General features: G+C 55.8%; 17 protein-coding genes and 1 tRNA gene. 9 read left to right on the top strand and 9 right to left on the bottom strand.

Translation table 11 applies throughout. From position 1 onward, the window contains the following. Positions 1–631: 631 nt before the first annotated feature. From FVD38_RS13540 to FVD38_RS13530, 3 genes are all read left to right on the top strand, one after another. The gene (locus FVD38_RS13540) at positions 632–2,023 is read left to right on the top strand and encodes a plasmid recombination protein (RefSeq protein ID WP_147935287.1); all 1,392 of its coding nucleotides are present in this window, start codon (positions 632–634) and stop codon (positions 2,021–2,023) included. Positions 2,024–2,418: 395 nt separating this feature from the next. Next, the gene (locus FVD38_RS13535) at positions 2,419–2,883 is read left to right on the top strand and encodes a hypothetical protein (protein WP_147935286.1); all 465 of its coding nucleotides are present in this window, start codon (positions 2,419–2,421) and stop codon (positions 2,881–2,883) included. Positions 2,884–2,911: 28 nt separating this feature from the next. Continuing rightward, the gene (locus FVD38_RS13530) at positions 2,912–3,271 is read left to right on the top strand and encodes a hypothetical protein (protein ID WP_147935285.1); all 360 of its coding nucleotides are present in this window, start codon (positions 2,912–2,914) and stop codon (positions 3,269–3,271) included. A 2-nt stretch (positions 3,272–3,273) separates the two neighbouring features. Here FVD38_RS13530 and FVD38_RS13525 read toward each other — a convergent pair whose 3' ends face one another. Together FVD38_RS13525 and FVD38_RS13520 are read right to left on the bottom strand one after the other, a co-directional pair. Beyond that, positions 3,274–4,062, bottom strand: coding sequence for a hypothetical protein (locus FVD38_RS13525; protein WP_147935284.1), 789 nt, complete (start codon positions 4,060–4,062; stop codon positions 3,274–3,276). 569 nt (positions 4,063–4,631) lie between these two features. Continuing rightward, positions 4,632–5,168, bottom strand: a complete 537-nt coding sequence (locus tag FVD38_RS13520; protein WP_147935283.1) for a hypothetical protein — start codon at positions 5,166–5,168, stop codon at positions 4,632–4,634. Between the two features lie 787 nt (positions 5,169–5,955). Here FVD38_RS13520 and FVD38_RS13505 point away from each other — a divergent pair. Both FVD38_RS13505 and FVD38_RS13500 read left to right on the top strand, forming a co-directional pair. Further along, positions 5,956–6,633 (top strand): hypothetical protein, encoded by a 678-nt coding sequence (locus FVD38_RS13505; protein WP_147935281.1) that lies wholly within the window; start codon positions 5,956–5,958, stop codon positions 6,631–6,633. Between the two features lie 14 nt (positions 6,634–6,647). Beyond that, positions 6,648–7,133 carry a ribbon-helix-helix domain-containing protein gene (locus tag FVD38_RS13500; RefSeq protein ID WP_147935280.1) on the top strand — a complete coding sequence of 162 codons (486 nt, stop codon included), beginning with the start codon at positions 6,648–6,650 and terminating at the stop codon, positions 7,131–7,133. A gap of 39 nt (positions 7,134–7,172) precedes the next feature. Here FVD38_RS13500 and FVD38_RS13495 read toward each other — a convergent pair whose 3' ends face one another. Beyond that, positions 7,173–7,547 carry a hypothetical protein gene (locus FVD38_RS13495; protein ID WP_147935279.1) on the bottom strand — a complete coding sequence of 125 codons (375 nt, stop codon included), beginning with the start codon at positions 7,545–7,547 and terminating at the stop codon, positions 7,173–7,175. A gap of 23 nt (positions 7,548–7,570) precedes the next feature. Next, complete coding sequence (locus FVD38_RS13490; RefSeq protein ID WP_147935278.1) at positions 7,571–8,644, bottom strand: tyrosine-type recombinase/integrase; 1,074 nt, start codon at positions 8,642–8,644, stop codon at positions 7,571–7,573. Positions 8,645–8,757: 113 nt separating this feature from the next. On the opposite strand from FVD38_RS13490, the gene dusA reads away from it, so the two are divergent. From dusA to FVD38_RS13470, 4 genes are all read left to right on the top strand, one after another. Beyond that, positions 8,758–9,807: a tRNA dihydrouridine(20/20a) synthase DusA gene (gene dusA / locus FVD38_RS13485; RefSeq protein WP_267874129.1), complete on the top strand. Its 1,050-nt coding sequence runs from the start codon at positions 8,758–8,760 to the stop codon at positions 9,805–9,807. Between the two features lie 360 nt (positions 9,808–10,167). Continuing rightward, the gene (locus FVD38_RS13480) at positions 10,168–11,937 is read left to right on the top strand and encodes a methyl-accepting chemotaxis protein (protein ID WP_147935276.1); all 1,770 of its coding nucleotides are present in this window, start codon (positions 10,168–10,170) and stop codon (positions 11,935–11,937) included. A gap of 93 nt (positions 11,938–12,030) precedes the next feature. After that, positions 12,031–12,375 carry an energy transducer TonB gene (locus FVD38_RS13475; RefSeq protein ID WP_123071003.1) on the top strand — a complete coding sequence of 115 codons (345 nt, stop codon included), beginning with the start codon at positions 12,031–12,033 and terminating at the stop codon, positions 12,373–12,375. Between the two features lie 197 nt (positions 12,376–12,572). Further along, positions 12,573–12,983, top strand: a complete 411-nt coding sequence (locus tag FVD38_RS13470) for a YXWGXW repeat-containing protein (RefSeq protein WP_123071002.1) — start codon at positions 12,573–12,575, stop codon at positions 12,981–12,983. 18 nt (positions 12,984–13,001) lie between these two features. Here the strand turns inward: FVD38_RS13470 and FVD38_RS13465 are convergent, their stop codons facing one another. The 5 genes from FVD38_RS13465 to FVD38_RS13445 all read right to left on the bottom strand — a co-directional run bounded on the left by FVD38_RS13465 (position 13,002) and on the right by FVD38_RS13445 (position 18,050). After that, positions 13,002–14,564, bottom strand: a complete 1,563-nt coding sequence (locus tag FVD38_RS13465) for a sensor domain-containing diguanylate cyclase (protein ID WP_229493643.1) — start codon at positions 14,562–14,564, stop codon at positions 13,002–13,004. Positions 14,565–14,731: 167 nt separating this feature from the next. Next, entirely contained in the window at positions 14,732–15,400 is a 669-nt protein-coding gene (locus FVD38_RS13460; protein ID WP_147935274.1) for a pentapeptide repeat-containing protein, read from the bottom strand. A gap of 64 nt (positions 15,401–15,464) precedes the next feature. Then, positions 15,465–15,540 (bottom strand) — tRNA-His (locus FVD38_RS13455). Between the two features lie 94 nt (positions 15,541–15,634). Beyond that, entirely contained in the window at positions 15,635–16,501 is an 867-nt protein-coding gene (murI, locus tag FVD38_RS13450; protein WP_147935273.1) for a glutamate racemase, read from the bottom strand. A gap of 13 nt (positions 16,502–16,514) precedes the next feature. After that, positions 16,515–18,050: a fumarate hydratase gene (locus FVD38_RS13445; RefSeq protein WP_147935272.1), complete on the bottom strand. Its 1,536-nt coding sequence runs from the start codon at positions 18,048–18,050 to the stop codon at positions 16,515–16,517. Positions 18,051–18,060: the final 10 nt, after the last annotated feature.

Here is an 18,060-nt window from a genome sequence, read left to right as displayed (position 1 = left end):
TGGTCTTACGTTTTTCCACAGTATGGGCTGAGAGGACACAGATGCCGACTGTTCCTTTCGAAAAAGTCGCTTATGGGACTAGAGAGCTTTATAACGCGGCTACGCTTGCTTTGGGGTGACCCGTTATCCGGACATTACAAATTTATTTGCTACGCTTTCCGCAATCCTAGAGCTGGCTTCTCGGAGTGCGGATACCAAACCGTCTCTTTACTCGCCCCTTTACTCAAATACAGGTTTTTCGCCCTAAGTGCGGAAACCACATCGCCAACACACTCGGCCCTCACCGCCAATACACCTCAGCCGCCAGTCAGAATCCAACAGTGCGTACTCAGTGCTTTCCCAGTGCGGAGAACGTACAGCAAACGCACTGGCAGCACACAACAGCATGCCAATAATATTTCGCGTGCGCATAGGCCGTTGACGTTGCTTTAGTTCGCACGGCGAGCGATGCCCCGGCAAGGGACGCTCCATTTATAGAGCGCCCCCTTTAGGGGCAGACGACACTTTCCGCAGGGAAGTGTCTAGTCTGATAATAGCCACTACCCAAATCAGTAAAAATGGCCTTTTTGGTATGTTAATATATTTTCATGTGTTGCAATAAGTTAATCGTTGTTACCGTGGAGACAAAATCATGAAGAACGTACCAGAAGAAAAGCAGAGAGCGCAGTACATTAACAAAATCTGGGCAGCTCGTATTCAGCTGGACAAGAAAGAAAAAGTAATCGTGCGGGGCAGGGAGATTACACCCGTCGCCTGGTCTGCGTCTGACCTATTAATGGAGGCATTGAGAAAGGATGGATACATACCTCACGTAAAGGCTCCTAGACAACCGGGCATCTTGTACGCGTGCAGCGATGAGATTCGGAATGATCCACTCAAAGTGGCGGATTTAGCAGAGGAGTGGGCTGACTCTCGTAAAGCTGTAACGGGAAGGGCGCACCAACGAAATAGCCCGGTGCTTGCAGGAGTCGTTATCTCGCTACCAAAAGAAATGATCGACGATTGGAAAAAATTCAGAGACGCATCGTTGAAATGGTTGAAAGAGAAATACGGTGAAAGGCTCAAGTTAGTAATCGAGCATCTAGATGAGGAAAATCCGCATTTTCATGCGTATTTAGTACCGCTGCACGGTTTAGACAAAGATGGAAAGCCTTTTTCTGAGTCGTTTGGGGAAGTACATGAGGGATATGCTGAAAGCCGCTCGACAAGGCGCGGAGTAATCAAGAAGACAGGGAGCTCTGCAGGAGCGAAGACTGGCAAGGCTTTCGTAGATGCCATGAAGGAGTACCAAGACAAGTTTCAGCACGACGTGGCTCGACACTTCAATTTAGCTCGACTCGGCCCACAAATGAAGAAGTTGACTCATGCCGAGGCTGTTCGCCAAAGAGATATCAGAAAGGCCGAAGAGCAGCGGATTGAAGCGGAGAAGTTGAAAGAAAAAGCGTTTGAAGAAGTGAGAGCTGCAATGGAAGCGCGTCGTCTTGCAAATGCTGAGATAGCTCGAAAGGCGGCAGAGGCAGAAGAAGAAGCACAGGCCATCAGCGCTCAAGTGATCGAAGATGCGAAAGAGCGAGCAAAGGCAGAAGGGCAGAGGATTGTCGAGGAAGCTAAACGTACAGCGAAAGAGAGTGAAAAAACAATTAAGGCTTTAATGAAAGGCGACGAAACAATCGCTTTAGAGGTTTATCGCGATAACATAAAGCTTAAAAAAGACCTGGACGTGACTGAGAAGGCCCTTGCTGCAGCTAAAATCGAAGTGGAGAAATGGAAATCGAAGTTTTACTCAGCTTACAGTTGGCTAAAAGCGGCAGTTTCAAAACTCGAATCGTTCAAATTCTTTGGATTTTCTCATATTTTCAGGAACGACGATGACTCGGACAAGGGAATTGGGGGTAGCGGCGGTGCTAGCGATAATGCAATGACACCTTGGGGCACAGAAGATGCGGCGGCCAAGAAAAAGCTTTTCGTCTTGCCTAAGCCTGTGCCTAAAAATAAGCGCAGAGAAGAAGTGGATGAATTTTAATTAGGTAAATGGTAGAGAAAAACGCGCTTCGGCGCGTTTTTGTCGTTATAGCGGGTTGAAATTTTTCAGTCAACGGTAGCTCAGACGGTGACGGCTCAGCTATGACAGGTTTCTGTTTTGGTTTCAGGAAGTCGAACAAGCCCACATGTACCCCCGTCAAGTTGTTAGTTGGACCATCATACAGTTTTCGAAAGCGGAAGCCAACTTGTGATTCTTGTCGCGAGATTTACAAACTAATAACGTGAGCAGCCCGGTCTTTATCAAAGTTTGTTGTATCTTTGCGAAAATCACAGCGAAAATGAAAATTATTATTCTCTAAGCGGGTTTCGATAAAAGTGATATGAAAGTGTCTGTACAATATTTGTATGGACACTTTAATTTCCAAAGGAGGGAATATGGAACAGGATAAGCTTCAATCTCAGTTATTATCATCTGAAACCATTCAATTGCACGGAATTGATTACGTTTTCAGCATTGGGACAATGCACGACAAGAATGGGGTTATCGACGGACTTTATCTACAAACGAGGGCGATCGGTACAGAATCTAGAACAAGACCCTATGGGGATTTGTATTTCGATCCAGATTTTGCATTTCTGAAAGCGGTGCAACTTGCTGCAATCGAAACGGAAAGGGCAGATCCTGGGTTCATTGAAAGAAACGGCATTCATATGTTTCAAATGATTGCTGAAAAAATTAATAAGCACAAAAAGAATAAAGCTAAGAAAAAGGTTTTTTCACTACGGTTTAATACTGAACTGCAGACAAAGTTTGCTGAAAAGTGTAAGCAAACTGGCGAGACACAGTCAGAGGTGATGCGAACGTTCATGGAAAGATTCATCTCAGGAGTTGAATCGTGAATATGATTTCACGATGCGGAGCAGACAAGTGCGTACTTCAAACACAGTTCTTAACGCTGCACGGAGCGCACTTCCGTTTCACTCTCGGCACCTGGCGGCCAGTGCGCAGCCCAAGCACACGATTCTTCTTATAGAGATCGCTACAGCCTCGATTGACGGTTCTGGCGGGTTGCTCGACGTGCTGTTCTACCGAGACCTGTCGACCTTGATACAGCGTGCTGAAGACTGCTACGAGGCAGAGAGCGAGCAGCCTGGATACCTTGCTAGCCGTCCGCTTGAGATCTTTGCGATGACACTGACTGGAGCACCGCGTGAAGACCGAATGGTTTTTAAAATTGATTTGAGCAACAAAAAAGGGCCGATGATTCGGCCCTTTTTTGTTGAGTGAAATTAAAATAGAGCGCCAAATATGTCCGAATGTGTGAGCGAAAATTGTTCGGATTTCAAAATATAATGCGGAGCCTGCTTCAGCCGTTGCTGCACGCTTTGCACGCATTGCGCAGTGACTTGACTTCTAGCGAGGACATTTGCTTGGCTAAGCGCTGCTTGTGCAATGCCAGCGACATAGTCTGGCAGCATTAGCAGTCGATCTTCCTGCTCCGTGGTGAACAGGACTTCATCGATATTGCGCCTAACACCGTGCAACTCTGTATCCTGTTTTCGCTCATTCATGCGGCGCCAGATGCCGTTGAATACATCAATATTATAATCCCCATCTATCTCTTTATCGAAGATCAGGGTTTCATTCGTCGCGATTTTATACGGGCGATTTGATGAGCCTAAGATATTCTCAGCGTTGACCGCACTTATAAATGCGTACGATGTCGATGTGACAAACATCTGACATTTAATCTGAAACGCTGCTTTAACAGCGCTCGCCTTGCCGAGCAAGTCTGAGTTCGCGGACTCGCCATCTTCCCAGAATTGGTCCCATTTTTCATCAGACTTCCCAATAGAGAAAACGCCGATACCCAAGGCTTCGCGTACGACGATGTCCGAGACAAGCCTGACCTCGGAATCGCTAGCATCACGCCACTTTGGCAGATCTGAATGCAGCAGCTTCCGAATATTATTAAGCTCCCCGCTTGGCAAGCACACAGCTGCAGCGGTGATCCTGTCTGCATTATAGTTCTTCTGGGAAATGCGGCTAGATATGTCAGCGACGATAGTTATCTTCATGACTTGGCCTAAGTGGATGAGATACGTGAGAGCATTTTACATCTTTCACCAAACCAAGTCGCGAAAGCCGGCTCGATCTGACGACAGGATATCGTAAGATATCCTTTGCATTTAAAATTGATTTAGCGGATCTCGATATGCTTCGTCTCGGAGCTCGACATGAGTAGTGATCGTCATCGAATGAACTGGGTCCGCTATCTACCGTCGTCGAAATCCAACGCACACGGATATCATCCGGTGTCGGCTGCATCCAGCAACCGTTCACGGTAGGTTGGTCGCGAACGATCCTGGCGGCGACCTACTCCCCGGCCACACAGCCGTTTCCGGTATCAAGCGTGAGCGCAACCTTTCCGTTTGCGAATGAACCAACGGCGACGGATAATTTCGGACCCGAGGCAGCGTAAGCAGCGTCAGCGATGAAAAGGCCGACGACGGCAATAGCGCTGGCGATCATGATGACAGTAGAGCGGCTCTCAGCGTTCTTGTAAAGACGGATCTCACGCTCTGCTGAGCATTCAAAAGTGGTTTGACGGATGTGGGCGTTAAGTAAGTTATTCTTGATGACTCCTTTATTTGATTAATTTAAATTTGGCGGGTTTCTTGTAGCCTGATGGTATTACGGTCTGATGCATACCATGGTCTCGCATGAAGAGTTCGTGCTTGTGCTTTGACTGCCGATTTCCTCGCAAGAATTCCTCGACCGTTACCTTATGAATGTCGCCTTCTGGGCCGTCGTCGTCACTATATTTCTGAAAAGGCGGCGGGTTCAAAGACGAATATCGCTCAGACATCTCTTGAAGCTTGTCCATTACTTCACATACGTCAGCACTGTTGCTGACATAAATTTCCGAGTCGGGAGATTCAGAGAAAGGCAACAAGTGTTTCGATCGCCGATCTGGTGAAAAAGTCCCGACAATTAAATTTTTATCGTAGGTGTCAACAGCGAGGGTAAGCTTAACGCCGTCAAAATGTGCTGCTTTGGATACGCGCTGCAACAGATCGATGTCTAGTTCTTCAAGCGAAGAAATAGGAATTTGGTCGAAATGATATACAGACTGAACTGTGTAGTAGAAGAATGCTATGTCATCGAATTCGCTGCGCTCCATAATTGACTCCCAAGTTTGTGATATTTTTCATCAGTGTTCACACCGTGTAAACTAATAATAAAACTAATTATGAGTGAATTTCCCAGAAGGGCAGCAACACCGAATTATTTTTGAATTTCGATGCGGAAATCGTTTGGCTCTGCGATACTCGGTGGGTAGTCGAGGTTACATCTTTGAGAAAAAGGGTAGCGGACTACCCAAATAGCACTATTTAAACAAAGATTGAGGAGTGTTGCTATGTCGCAACATCTGTTCGTAGACACTGAATTCACGGGTTTCAAGGATCCGAAACTTATAAGCATCGGGGTTGTTGCGCAGACTGGAGAAGAGTTCTACGCAGAAGTAGAGCATTCAGCCGATGAGTGCAGTGATTTTGTGCGCGCGACGTTCTGCCACTTTTAAATCAAAATAAAATTTATTCTTTGGCGGAGTTAAAAGACGCGCTGTCGTCCTGGATCGATACAGTACGACAGGAGGGGCCAATTTTGATTTGCTACGACTCTGAGTACGATCGCACGATGCTTAGTCAAATTTTTGAGAACGACACGCCAAACGGAATTGTTTTTCGCAATTTGGGCGCGTCGTATGTCAATAAGATCAAAATGTACGAGTGGCGTGTAAAACAGAAGCAACCCGAACATCACGCACTGCATGACGCAAGGGCATTGAAACATGCGTTTCGTGGATGGGTACGAAAAGTAAGTTAAATCAATATTCTTGATAATTCACTTTTTGGGGGCGCGCTGCAGCTGTAACATAGATATATTGAAATCTTGCAGGAGTAGCCATGCCACGTGAAGAATTCTTGGATGAGCTGTCAGACGATTTTCCGTCTCAACGTATCTATGCGTACGATGAGAACTTTCGCTATGAGACGGAGCGACGTTTGCTTATGGACGCCGTACTGGAGGGAACCTTCGAGGAGTACGAGTGCAAAGTCAAAGAAAGCGATTTCGGCTATAAGATTACTGCTGATGCGGATTTCCTTCTTGAAGTCCGGTACAAAGAAGAAAAGTGGCAAAAGAGCTTTCCGTATATCGCGCAAGCTTTTGACATTGCGGAAGCTGCATATCGTTTCTTTGTCGTTGTGCCCCGTGTGCTGGACGAAGGCGAGGTACTGCTGTCTAACGAAGCGAAATTCCCCATCGATCCAGAATCGTACGAGATGCATGATCATTGCCTTGACATTGATAGGCCTAAGCCGGTGGAGCGCATCTACCCGCCGCACCTTCGCCTAAGGGGCGATTTCCTCTCGGCTACTGTCTTTCGGTGCACAGACGGCACCTTCATGCTGAACATCATCCATAGGCGAGCGGGGAAGCATTCTGAGTTACTCGACAAGAATTTCACCGATGATGACTTCGCAGAGGTGATAGCAAACAAGTACCTGGAAGTCTTCGATCAAGAGGCCATCGTGCCGCCAGATGATATGTACGAGTGCGTCTACGCGAAGGTAACGCATTGACCGAGAGGACTTCTATGGGTGCAATCAACGTTCTGGACTTGGAATTGCAGCGGCTCATACATGTGGGGCTGCTGACGAAGGGCATGAACTTTTGCATCCGCCCAAATCCTGCGGTGCTGCTGACTTTCTGTAACCGCCTGGAAGGTCGCACCATGTATGCAGAGATTACGAGTGAACCCATGCGTTCGCCATCGGAAGCCTTCCGGATGGTAATCACTGAGGAGGTCGATGGACAAGAGCCAGAGCTCGTGTCGACGTATCCGCACAGTTCTTTAGAACACCTGCTGCGTGTAGGGAGGGGGGTTCTGTGCTACCACGGCACCGACCGCAAGACGACCAAAAAGGCTGAGAAGGCCGTTGTCACGGTGCGTGTAGATGAGGAGCTACGTCGGGCGTTTGATGCTGCTGTAGAAGCTACAGGCGAGTCACAGGCTGTGGTGATGCGTCAGCTGATGCGCTTCTTCGTCGGAAAAGGACCCGACCCACGCATGATCGGGTAGCGATTACAGTGAATTATAGTCTTCTATAGTCTATTATAGTCATTGCTCAGCAGCAACTGAGCCGCGAGATGGCGCGTGTTCTTGGCAGCGGGTAAGGTAGATCTCCCCGCTGACCAATGTTGTTCCTGGCTTTCCGCAGTGTTCGCAGATCCGGGCAGACATCCCTTCTGCCATCGTGATCATTCCATCCTGTTCTTGGTTGCCACCTTGACCATAGAACGAGAGTTCCCCCCACTTTTCCTTCACCTGGGAGACGACAACTTGCGGTGCGCGGTTGTGGTCCGTCCAGAATTGAAGTCGCTCACACAGAACGTCGAGCAGATCAAACCAACCGTCATTACACATCGTGCGTCGACAGTCGTCGAAGATCTTCGGGTATCGCTGGCATAGCTGATCATCGAGCTCTTTGTTCACGGTTATCCTTTCCGCAATTATGTTCAGGCAGCGGCGAGCAAGAGCTCAGGCGAAATATCCCGTCGTGCGCGACGTTTCCCATATTTGTCGAAGTGAAGATCCTTCGCACGGAGGTGCACATACCTCTTGAGCATCTTCCAGTCTTTATGCCCAGTGAAGACGGCGGCTTCCTGGATCTCATAGCGCAAGATCTCAAACAGCTGCGAGGTTCCTTCATGGCGCAGGTCATGGAAGTGCAAGTCAATAATGCCGAGTTCCTCGCAAGCGCGTGGGAAAATGGTACTGATTGTCGCCGCGCTGTACGGGAAAATCCGGTCGTCGGTCTTAGGCTGTGCTGTCAAGATCTTCCATGCGTCGTCCAAGACCGGTACGACTTGATCATTGCCGATCTTCTCTTTAGGGTCCTTGCGGTCACGTATAATTACCGTCTGATCCTCGTAGTTGACGTCAGCCCAAACGATTCTACAGATCTCAGAAACACGCATTGTTGTGAAGATGGCAAAGTCAATGATGTCCCACATAGGAATTTTCTGCCGCTTCTTGTTACGGAAGAACTTTTTGATGGCCGTAAGTTCTACTTCTGTTGGACGACGATCGCGCTCAGTTGACTTGGTTTTCATACTGATTCTCTTCATGAACTCCTTCACATCGGTGATGGCGTCCATGTTGATCGATTTATTTGTTATGCGGGCATGGCTCAGAACTCCTTTAATGTATCCGATGTCCATCCCGATCGTGACGCCGCCAGCGCCGGCCTCATGACGCGATTTGACGTACTCAATGAGCCGATGAGCAGTTATATTGAGGGCCTTCTCACTACCAAGGGCAAGATGGATTGCTGCCAAAGCAAACCTCTTTGACTCACCGAGCGGTTTGATGAGCGTGATTTCCTTGACGTAATGATCAATCAGGTCGCCAAACGTTTTCTTGGTGAGATTGCCTGGGTCAACGTATCCCGCTGAAGTTACTGACGCTTCATGTTCTTTGAGCCACTTATGAGCCTTCTCCTCGGTCGGGAAAGTCTTCGCTTTGTCGGGAAATCCTGCTACGCGGAAGCGTGCTATGAACTTCTTGCCACGGGGTTTGACGGTGCTCAAGGCAGATCCTTAAATGGGCAGTTGTGTGCCACGTATTGTAGAGGACTGGACCGATTTTGTGCCAATTTTGTGCCAGTAGTGTTGGGAAATATTGGGAACTGATGTGAGCTATTATGAGTGCTGAAAAGAAACAAAAAGCGAATTTCTCCTATGAGAGTGAGGCTGCGACGAGTGTGACGCCAAGTAGGAAACTATCTGTTGCTCCGATGATGGACTGGACCGACCGCCACTGCCGCGTCTTCCACCGCCAGATCACGCGCCACACCTGGCTGTACACCGAGATGGTCACCACCGGCGCCCTGGTCTACGGCGACGTCGAACGCCACCTGCGCTACGACGACGTCGAGCACCCGATCGCCCTGCAGCTGGGCGGCAGCGATCCGGCCGACCTGGCCAAAAGCGCGAAGCTGGGCGAGCAATGGGGCTATGACGAGATCAACCTCAACTGCGGCTGCCCGTCCGAGCGGGTGCAGAAGGGTGCGTTCGGCGCCTGCCTGATGAATGAGCCGCAGCTGGTGGCCGATTGCGTAAAGGCGATGCGTGACGCGGTCTCGATCGACGTCACGGTAAAGCACCGCATCGGCATCGATTACGAAGAGGAATACGGCTTCGTGCGCGATTTCGTCGGCACCATCGCCGATGCCGGCTGCAAGACCTTCATCGTCCACGCCCGCAATGCCGTTCTGAAAGGACTGTCACCGAAGGAAAACCGCGAGATCCCGCCGCTGCGCTACGCCGTCGCCTACCAATTGAAACGCGAGTTCCCTGACCTCGAGATCCTTATCAACGGCGGCATCAAGAGCGACGACGAGATCGCGCTGCACCTGGAGCACGTCGACGGCGTCATGCTGGGCCGCGAGGCCTATCACAACCCCTGGACCATGGCCGACTGGGATCGCCGCTTCTATGGCGACGAGGCTGGTCGCCCGCGCTCGCGGGTCGAGGTGCTGGAAGCGATGATCCCCTATATCGAAGAGCAGCTGCGCCTGTACGGCCCGCTGGGCCTGAAGCTCAACAGCATCACGCGCCATATGCTGGGCCTGATGCAGGGCTTGCCGGGCGCCCGTTCTTTCCGCCAGACCCTGTCCGATTCGAAGAAGCTGGCGCTGGGCGATGCGCGCCTGCTGCTCGAGGCGGCTGCCAGGATGCCAGCCGCAGCCTAGAAGCCGACAATCTATCCAAAAGTAACAAAAGGGCGTGCCAAGGCACGCCTTTTTTTATTTCTTGTCGACAAATCGATACATTTGATTGTCGAAACAACCATATAAGTTTCAAAATTGCTTGCTGTGTGGAAATAGTCGTTCCATAATGCAGACCTGTTCCAATGTTGCACTGTATCAAGCCTGTTGTTGTGCCGAAACAATTCGGTCGAGCAAGAGATTTTCTGAGTAGCGACATGAAATCTTGATTTATCCTGTCGGAAACACTCGAAATCGTGCAGAAACACCGATTTCAGATGCGCTTCGCACGGCGCTTGTCTCTCCGAGCGAGTTTCGATCAATAAAGTTACAGGGAAAACACGAATGAATTTGAACAACATGAAGGTCGGTACCCGTCTGGCCCTCGGTTTCGCACTGATCCTGGTGCTGCTGGTAGCGGTTGCTGTAGTGGGTATCCTGCGCATGGCGCAGATTCAGGATCGCCTTGACCACGTGGTCAGCGTGAGCAATGTGTCGACCGGCCTCGTGATCGAGATGCGCAACAACGTCAACGATCGCCTGCAGTCGCTGCGCGTGTTGACCCTGATGGCCGACCCTGCCGACATGGAACCGGAGATCGCCAAGTTCAAGGAACAGACCGCCCAGTACAACGAAACCCAGCGCAAGCTGACCGCGCTGTTCGCATCGAACGGCAACGACCAGGAAAAGGCGCTGCTGGCCCAGATCAAGGAACACGAAACCGCCGCCATGCCGGCGATCGCCCGCGCCACCGAACTCTATCTGGCCGCCAACGCCATGGACGCCACCCGCGTCATGGTGCGCGAAGTGCGTCCGGTGCAGCGCAAGTGGACCGAAGCCCTGAACGCGCTGGCCGCGCAGGAAGATAAGCAGAACGCCCAGACCAAGGCCGATGCCGAAGCTGCGTTCGACAATGCCCGTAACTTCATGCTGGTCCTGCTGGCCCTGGCCGTGGTGCTGGGTGTGGCGGCCGCTGTCGTGATTACCCGCAGCCTGCTCAAGCAGCTCGGCGGCGAGCCTGGCTACACCGCCAAGATCGCCGGCAGCATCGCCCACGGCGACCTGTCGATCGCCATCGACACCAAGGAATCGGACCGCGGCAGCCTGCTGGTCGAAATGAAAGAAATGCGCAACAGCCTGGTGGACATCGTGGCCCAGGTGCGCCGCGGCACCGAAACCATCGGCACCGCCTCGCGTGAAATCGCCGCCGGCAATATCGACCTGTCCTCGCGTACCGAACTGCAGGCCAGCTCGCTGGAGAAGACCGCTTCGGCGATGGAACAGCTGACCTCGACCGTCAAGCAGAACGCCGACAATGCCCGTGAAGCCAACGCGCTGGCCGCAGCCGCTTCGGACGTCGCCAGCAAGGGTGGCGAGGTGGTGTCGCAAGTGGTGGGCACCATGGGTGAGATCAATGGCTCGGCCCGCAAGATCGCCGACATCATCGGCGTGATCGACGGCATCGCCTTCCAGACCAATATCCTGGCGCTGAACGCGGCAGTCGAAGCAGCCCGTGCCGGCGAACAGGGCCGCGGCTTCGCGGTCGTTGCCTCCGAAGTGCGTAACCTGGCCCAGCGTTCGGCTGCTGCAGCCAAAGAGATCAAGACCCTGATCGACGATTCGGTGTCGAAAGTCGATCGCGGCAGCAAACTGGTCGGCCAGGCCGGCGTGACGATGGATGAAGTGGTGTCCAGCGTCAAGCGCGTGACCGACATCATGAGCGAGATCGCCAACGCCAGCGCCGAACAGAGCGCCGGCATCGCCCAGGTCAACACCTCGATCATCGAGATGGATGGCATGACCCAGCAAAACGCCGCGCTGGTGGAAGAAGCCGCCGCGGCCGCCCAGAGCCTGCAAGACCAGGCCGGCGAACTGGCCCGCGTGGTCAGCATCTTCAAGCTGGAAGAGGGCGAGCAGTTCCAATTCGAGGCGCAGGCGCCAGTCGCGACCACCACCGCGGTGGTGGTCCGTCCAGCCGCCAAGCGCTCCGCACCGCCGGCTCCTAAAAAGCCGGCCGCCGCCAGCGCCGCGGTGAATCCGGATGAGGCGGAAGTTGCGCCGAAGCCGAAAAAGGCAGCTGCCACCGTCGGCAACGACGAGTGGGAAGAATTCTAAGTACTTATTACTAGCAGTCATGCGCCGGCCAGTCGGGCGGCGCGCAGTACGCATCACGACATTTAACTCTTAAAAACCTTATTTGGGGAAATCATGAAAAACCTGTCCGCCAAGCTGTTCGTTGCACTGACCCTTACCGCTGCCGCCAGCGCCAGCTTCGCCGCCGAAACCGCGGCGTCGTTCGATCCGAAGAAGTGCACCATCGAATATCCGAAGGCATCGCTGATGAACGAAGAGCAGGGCACGACCTCGGCATCGTTCCTTGTCAACGCGGACGGCACCGTGGCAGAATCGAAGATCGACAAGTCGAGCGGCTTCAAGAACCTGGACCGCGCACTGGTCAAGGGCCTGACCTCGTGCAAGTTCAAGCCGGGCACCAAGGATGGCGCGCCAGCCCAGACCTGGACCAAGGTCGACTACGCCTTCAAGCTGGACTAATACCTTCCCCTTTACACAGCCGGCTTCCACAGCCGGCTGTGTTTTTGCAGCGCCCGCTTTTCTCCTCCCTCCGCTTTTCCCCTTCGCTGTTACAAGTTTGTAGCGGCATGTATCGGCTGTAAAGACTTCCTTCAGTTCATCTTTTTGGCGCCCCGTTTGGCTATAGTGGTCTCACACCAACCGAAACGGAGAGCACCATGAAAACCATCCTCGCTACCGCCGCCGCCATCCTGATCGGCAGTGCAGCATTCGCACCAGTGCAGGCCCAGGCCGCTCATCCGCGGGCCGACGTGATCGTCATCAAGAAGGCGCCACCGGCGCCTCGCCGCGAAGCCGTGCCGGCCGCACGCCGCGGCTTTGAATGGGTGTCGGGTTACTGGGACTGGAACGGCCGCCGTCACGACTGGGTCGCCGGCCACTGGGAGAAAGTGCGTCCCGGCTATGCCTACCAGCGCGCGCAATGGCGCCAGGACCGCAATGGCTGGCATCTCGAGCGCGGCGGCTGGCACCAGTCGCGCCAGGTGGCCGCGTACCGCAACCGTGACCGCGATCGCGACGGCGTCCCGAATCGCCACGACGCCCGCCCAAACAATCCTTACCGCTATTGATCGCGGCAGGCCAGCGGCTCAGGGTGCGGCGAGATCGCCACCGCACACCTGGTTGCGGCCCGACTGCTTGGCTTGATAGAGCAGGGCGTCGGCCCGTTCCACCAGCGCGGTGGCGCTGTCCGCCGCCGTCGCGGCACTGCTGGTGTACACGCCGGCGCTGATCGTCACGATGCCGGCGCCGTTGCCGGCATGCGGGATGTCGAGCGCCATCACCGCCTGGCGGAAGCGCTCGGCCACCATCCTGGCGCCGGCCGGATCGGTATCCGGCAGCAGGGCCACGAATTCTTCCCCACCATAACGCGCGGCGAGGTCGGCCGGCCGCACCAGGCTGTCCTTCAAGGCCTGCGCCACCTGGCGCAGGCAGGCGTCGCCGGCCACGTGGCCGTAGGTGTCGTTGTAGCGCTTGAAGTAATCGACGTCGAACATCAGCAGCGACAGCGGCGCGCCGCTTCGGCTCGTGCGCGCGAACTCCACGTCCAGGGCTTCCTCGAAGCGGCGCCGGTTGGCGATGCCGGTCAGGCCGTCATGGTCGGCCAGGACCGTCAGCGCACGGTTATGCTCCTGCAGCAGTTCGCGCGCCTGCACCAGCTCGTGCTCGAGATGGTCGCGGATCACGATCTGGCGCACCAGGCGCCGGCCGAAATACAGCAGCAATGCAATGGCGACCAGGGTGATCAGGGCCTGGCCGAGCATCGACTTCAGCCATTTTTCCAGGATCGCGTGCTTGCTCTGCGCGGTGGCGACGATCAGCGGATAGGTTTCCAGGTGGCGGTAGCTGTACAGCCTTTCGATGCCGTCGATCTTCGAGCGCAGCATGGCGGTGCCGGCCGGTCCCAGGCTGCGGTACATCTTATGAACCGGGCCGTTGCTGATATCGGTTCCGATCAGCTTTTCGTTGTGCGGCAGGCGGTAGACCAGGGTGCCATCGTCCAGGGTCAGCATGATCACGCCATTGCTGCCCACGTCAAAGGTCTTGTACAGGGTGGAGAAGTAATCGATGCGGATCGTGCCAAGCGCGACGCCGCCGAAGGTGCCGTCCGGATTATTGAGGCGGCGCGAGACCGGCAGCACCCACTCGCCATTGGAGCGGCTGCGTACCGGCTTGCCGACGTGGACGAAACGATCGGGATTCCTGACGTGGTACTGGAAGTATTCGCGGTCGTCGACCGTGTACAGTGGGATGCGATCCTGCGAAGTCATCAGCCAGTGGCCGTCAGGACCGAACACGAACAGGCCGTGCAGCTCGTCGACCTCGGTCACCATATTTTTAAGATGTAATTGCAGGCGCGGGCGACCCGCGCCCTTCATGCCATCGGTCTCGACCCGCTCGACCACGCCGGCCAGTACCGTGTCGACCACCCGCACCGCGCTTTCGGCCTGCGCCGCCAGCGCATGCGACATATTCGTGGTGGCCACCGCCACCTCGGCCAGTCGCTCCTTGCGCGCGCGCCAGCCGTCTGAAACCTGTATGGTCAGCAACAGCAGGCACAGGGCGACCACGAACAGCACGGCATTGCGGACGGCGGGGCGTTTTTCGGCGGTCAGGCGGGAGATTTCGGGGGCGGTACGCTTATCTGGCATAAATCGGGGAGCCGCCGTTGCACGATGTCCGGCTTGGGACATCGAAAACAGCGACAAAATTTCTTTGCGGAAAACTCACCAATTGTCGCACATCAAGCGTTATCTGGCCGCTAAGTTGGCGCTTTTTACATCTGTGTCCTGGTTTTGACCCCAAATGTAAAGCTGGCTCAGGCTACGCGCAGGCCGAGCTCGCCGACCAGCTCAGCGGCCTGGCGCGGTGTGATCCAGGCGCCCTTGAACAGCCTGACGTCGGCCAGGGTGATGCCGCCCAGGTCGGCTTCACGCAGGTCGGCGTTGTCGAAGCGCGCCTGTTTGAGGTTGGCGCCGCGCAGGCTACCGCCCTCGAACACGGCATCGCGAAAATCGCAGGCGGCCAGGTCGGCATCGCCGAAGTCGAGTTGGATGAGTTTGGCCTTGCGGAACGACATGCGACGCAGGTCGGCGCCGACCAGCAGGCAATCCTCGAACTCCAGGCCAAGGTGGGCTGCTTCTTCGAAGTTGGCGCCGGTCAGCTTGCAGCCTTTGAAGGCAAGCGAGGCCAAGTGGGCGCGGCGCCAGCTGCTGTTGTTCAGGTCGCAGCTCTGGAAGCGGGCGTCGGTCAGGTCGGCGGCTTCGAAGTCGCCCTGGCGGCCGCGGCAGCGTTGCCAGGTGGTCTGGCCCAGCTTGGCGGCGTAGAACGAGGTCTCGGCGATGCTGCAGCTGCTAAAGGTGCAGTTGCGCAGGTCGAGGCGCGACAGGTCGGCGCCGTCGAGGTCGCATTCCTGGAAGACGAGTGGGGCGTGGGGCAATGCCGCTTCGACGTCCGCGCGGGAGAGGGTTTGTCCGGTGATGTGCATGCGGCTCCTTCGGAAAACAAAAAAGGCCACGTGCCGAAGCAGGTGACCTTTTTTGCTGAATACTTGGGGTGGCTGATGGGGCTCGAACCCACGACAACAGGAATCACAATCCTGGACTCTACCAGCTGAGCTACAGCCACCACTGAACTACATTACTGCTTGTTTTGCTACTTACTGTCTCGTCATTGCCGAGGCAGAGCATGATTATATAGCCTCGCAAAAAAAGTGGCAACTTTAAATCATTCGACCGTTTTGCCAGTCACGGGGGACCGCGATCTGCGCCTCATGCACCGGCGGATCGATGCCCAGCAGGCTGCGAAACGCCGCCGTCAGCGCTGTCGCGCTGGCGCTGGTGTAGCCGGTCAGGCTGGCGGCGAAGTTGCCCGACGCGCCTGGAGCGCGCAGCAGCCCCCCGGCGACCAGCAGGCGCGCGAGCTGGCGCGCCACGGCGTCGCCGGTATCGACCAGGGCCACGTCCGGCCGGCCGGCGTTCTTCAGCAGGCGCTCGATCGAGGAGCGTACCAGCGGATAATGGGTGCAGCCCAGCACCAGGGTGTCGGCGCCCTGGGTGAGCAGCGGCATGATGAAGCGTTCCAGCATCGCGCTGGTAGCGCTGGAATCGAGTTCGCCGAACTCGATCTGGTCGGCCAGGCCGACGCAGGGTTGCAGCAGGAACTCGGCGCCGGAATCGAGGTGGACCTGGTCGCGCAGTTGCAGGAACTTGGCGCCGCGCAGGGTGCGCTCGGTGGCCAGCACGCCGACTTTACCCGTGCGGGTGAGGGCGGCGGCGGGTTTGAGGCCGGGTTCGACGCCGACGATGGGCAGGCCGGGGTGGACCGCGCGCAGTTCGCGCACGGCGGCCACGGTGGCGGTGTTACAGGCGACCACCAGTGCTTTCGCGCCTTGCGCCAATAGAAAATCGCCGATCGCCAGCACGCGTTCGACGACGATGGCTTCGGGTTTGTCGCCGTAGGGGGCAAAGCCGGTATCGGCCAGGTAGAGCAGATGTTCGTGCGGCAGCTGCGCCTGGATGTGGCGCAGCACCGAGAGGCCGCCGACGCCCGAGTCGAAGATGCCAACCGGAGCGTCGGGGAGGGTCATGATTCTACTGGAATCAAGCGACGGTGACCGGCACGCCTTTCAGCGATTCGATCTTGGCCGACCATTCTTTCGGGCCGGTGTTGTGGACCGAGGTGCCGGTCGAATCGACGGCGACGGTGACCGGCATGTCGGTCACGTCGAACTCGTAGATCGCTTCCATGCCCAGGTCTTCGAAGCCGACGACTTTTGCGGACTTGATCGCCTTCGACACCAGGTAGGCCGAGCCGCCGACCGCCATCAGGTAGGCCGACTTGTGCTTCTGGATCGATTCGATCGCCGCCGGGCCGCGCTCGGCCTTGCCGATCATCGAGATCAGGCCGGTCTTCTCCAGCATCATGTCGGTGAACTTGTCCATGCGGGTGGCGGTGGTGGGACCGGCCGGGCCGACCACTTCGCTGCCGACCGGATCGACCGGGCCGACGTAATAGATCACGCGGTTGGTGAAGTCCACCGGCAGCGATTCGCCCTTGGCCAGCATGTCCTGGATGCGCTTGTGCGCGGCGTCGCGGCCGGTGAGCATCTTGCCGTTCAGGAGCAGGGTCTGGCCCGGTTTCCACGAGGCGACTTCTTCTTTCGTCAGCGTGTTGAGGTCGACGCGCTTCGATTTCTCGGTGTCCGGCGTCCAGTTCACGTCAGGCCAGGTCGACAGCGCAGGCGGTTCGATATAGGCAGGGCCGGAGCCGTCCAGCACGAAGTGGGCGTGGCGGGTGGCGGCGCAGTTCGGGATCATCGCCACCGGCTTCGAGGCCGCGTGGGTCGGGTACATATTGATCTTCACGTCCAGCACGGTGGTCAGGCCGCCCAGACCCTGGGCGCCGATGCCCAGCGCGTTGATCTTGTCGCACAGCTCGATGCGCAGCTCTTCGAGCTTGTTGTTCGGGCCGCGCTGGCGCAGCTCGTACATGTCGATGTCTTCCATCAGCGACTCTTTCGCCATCAGCATCGCCTTCTCGGCGGTGCCGCCGATGCCGATGCCGAGCATGCCCGGCGGGCACCAGCCGGCGCCCATCAACGGCACCGTCTTGAGCACCCAGTCGACCAGCGAGTCGGACGGGTTGAGCATGACGAACTTGGTCTTGTTTTCCGAGCCGCCGCCCTTGGCTGCCACCTTGACGTCGACGGTGTCGCCTTCGACCAGCTCCATGTGGACCACGGCCGGGGTGTTGTCCTTGGTGTTCTTGCGCTCGAAGTGCGGGTCGGCCACGATCGAGGCGCGCAGCTTGTTGTCGGCGAAGTTGTACGCGCGGCGCACGCCTTCGTTGACGGCGTCGGTCACCGAACCCGTGAAGCCCTCGAAGCGCACGCCCATGCCGATCTTGAGGAACACGTTGACGATGCCGGTGTCCTGGCAGATCGGGCGCTTGCCTTCGGCGCACATGCGCGAATTGGTCAGGATCTGGGCGATCGCGTCCTTCGCGGCCGGGCTCTGCTCGCTTTCATACGCGCGCGCCAGGTGCTGGATGTAATCGGCCGGGTGGTAATAGCTGATGTACTGCAGTGCTGCCGCGACCGATTCAATCAGGTCGTCTTGGGTAATCACGGTTGCCATGTTCGCTCTC

The sequence above is a fragment of the Massilia arenae genome (genome assembly GCF_008014745.1).
In the GTDB taxonomy this organism is placed as follows: Bacteria; Pseudomonadota; Gammaproteobacteria; order Burkholderiales; family Burkholderiaceae_D; genus Telluria; species Telluria arenae.
Note: the sequence above shows the minus strand (reverse complement) of the source record. Positions and strands in the feature narration are given on the sequence as shown.

Excerpts from the sequence above, each read along its gene's own strand:
- FVD38_RS13540 (WP_147935287.1), top strand. The coding sequence starts at position 632 with ATGAAGAACGTACCAGAAGAAAAGCAGAGAGCGCAGTACATTAACAAA.
- FVD38_RS13535 (WP_147935286.1), top strand. The coding sequence starts at position 2,419 with ATGGAACAGGATAAGCTTCAATCTCAGTTATTATCATCTGAAACCATT.
- FVD38_RS13525 (WP_147935284.1), bottom strand. The coding sequence starts at position 4,062 with ATGAAGATAACTATCGTCGCTGACATATCTAGCCGCATTTCCCAGAAG.
- FVD38_RS13520 (WP_147935283.1), bottom strand. The coding sequence starts at position 5,168 with ATGGAGCGCAGCGAATTCGATGACATAGCATTCTTCTACTACACAGTT.
- FVD38_RS13505 (WP_147935281.1), top strand. The coding sequence starts at position 5,956 with ATGCCACGTGAAGAATTCTTGGATGAGCTGTCAGACGATTTTCCGTCT.
- FVD38_RS13500 (WP_147935280.1), top strand. The coding sequence starts at position 6,648 with ATGGGTGCAATCAACGTTCTGGACTTGGAATTGCAGCGGCTCATACAT.
- dusA (WP_267874129.1), top strand. The coding sequence starts at position 8,758 with ATGAGTGCTGAAAAGAAACAAAAAGCGAATTTCTCCTATGAGAGTGAG.
- FVD38_RS13480 (WP_147935276.1), top strand. The coding sequence starts at position 10,168 with ATGAATTTGAACAACATGAAGGTCGGTACCCGTCTGGCCCTCGGTTTC.
- FVD38_RS13475 (WP_123071003.1), top strand. The coding sequence starts at position 12,031 with ATGAAAAACCTGTCCGCCAAGCTGTTCGTTGCACTGACCCTTACCGCT.
- FVD38_RS13470 (WP_123071002.1), top strand. The coding sequence starts at position 12,573 with ATGAAAACCATCCTCGCTACCGCCGCCGCCATCCTGATCGGCAGTGCA.
- FVD38_RS13465 (WP_229493643.1), bottom strand. The coding sequence starts at position 14,564 with ATGCCAGATAAGCGTACCGCCCCCGAAATCTCCCGCCTGACCGCCGAA.
- FVD38_RS13460 (WP_147935274.1), bottom strand. The coding sequence starts at position 15,400 with ATGCACATCACCGGACAAACCCTCTCCCGCGCGGACGTCGAAGCGGCA.
- murI (WP_147935273.1), bottom strand. The coding sequence starts at position 16,501 with ATGACCCTCCCCGACGCTCCGGTTGGCATCTTCGACTCGGGCGTCGGC.
- FVD38_RS13445 (WP_147935272.1), bottom strand. The coding sequence starts at position 18,050 with ATGGCAACCGTGATTACCCAAGACGACCTGATTGAATCGGTCGCGGCA.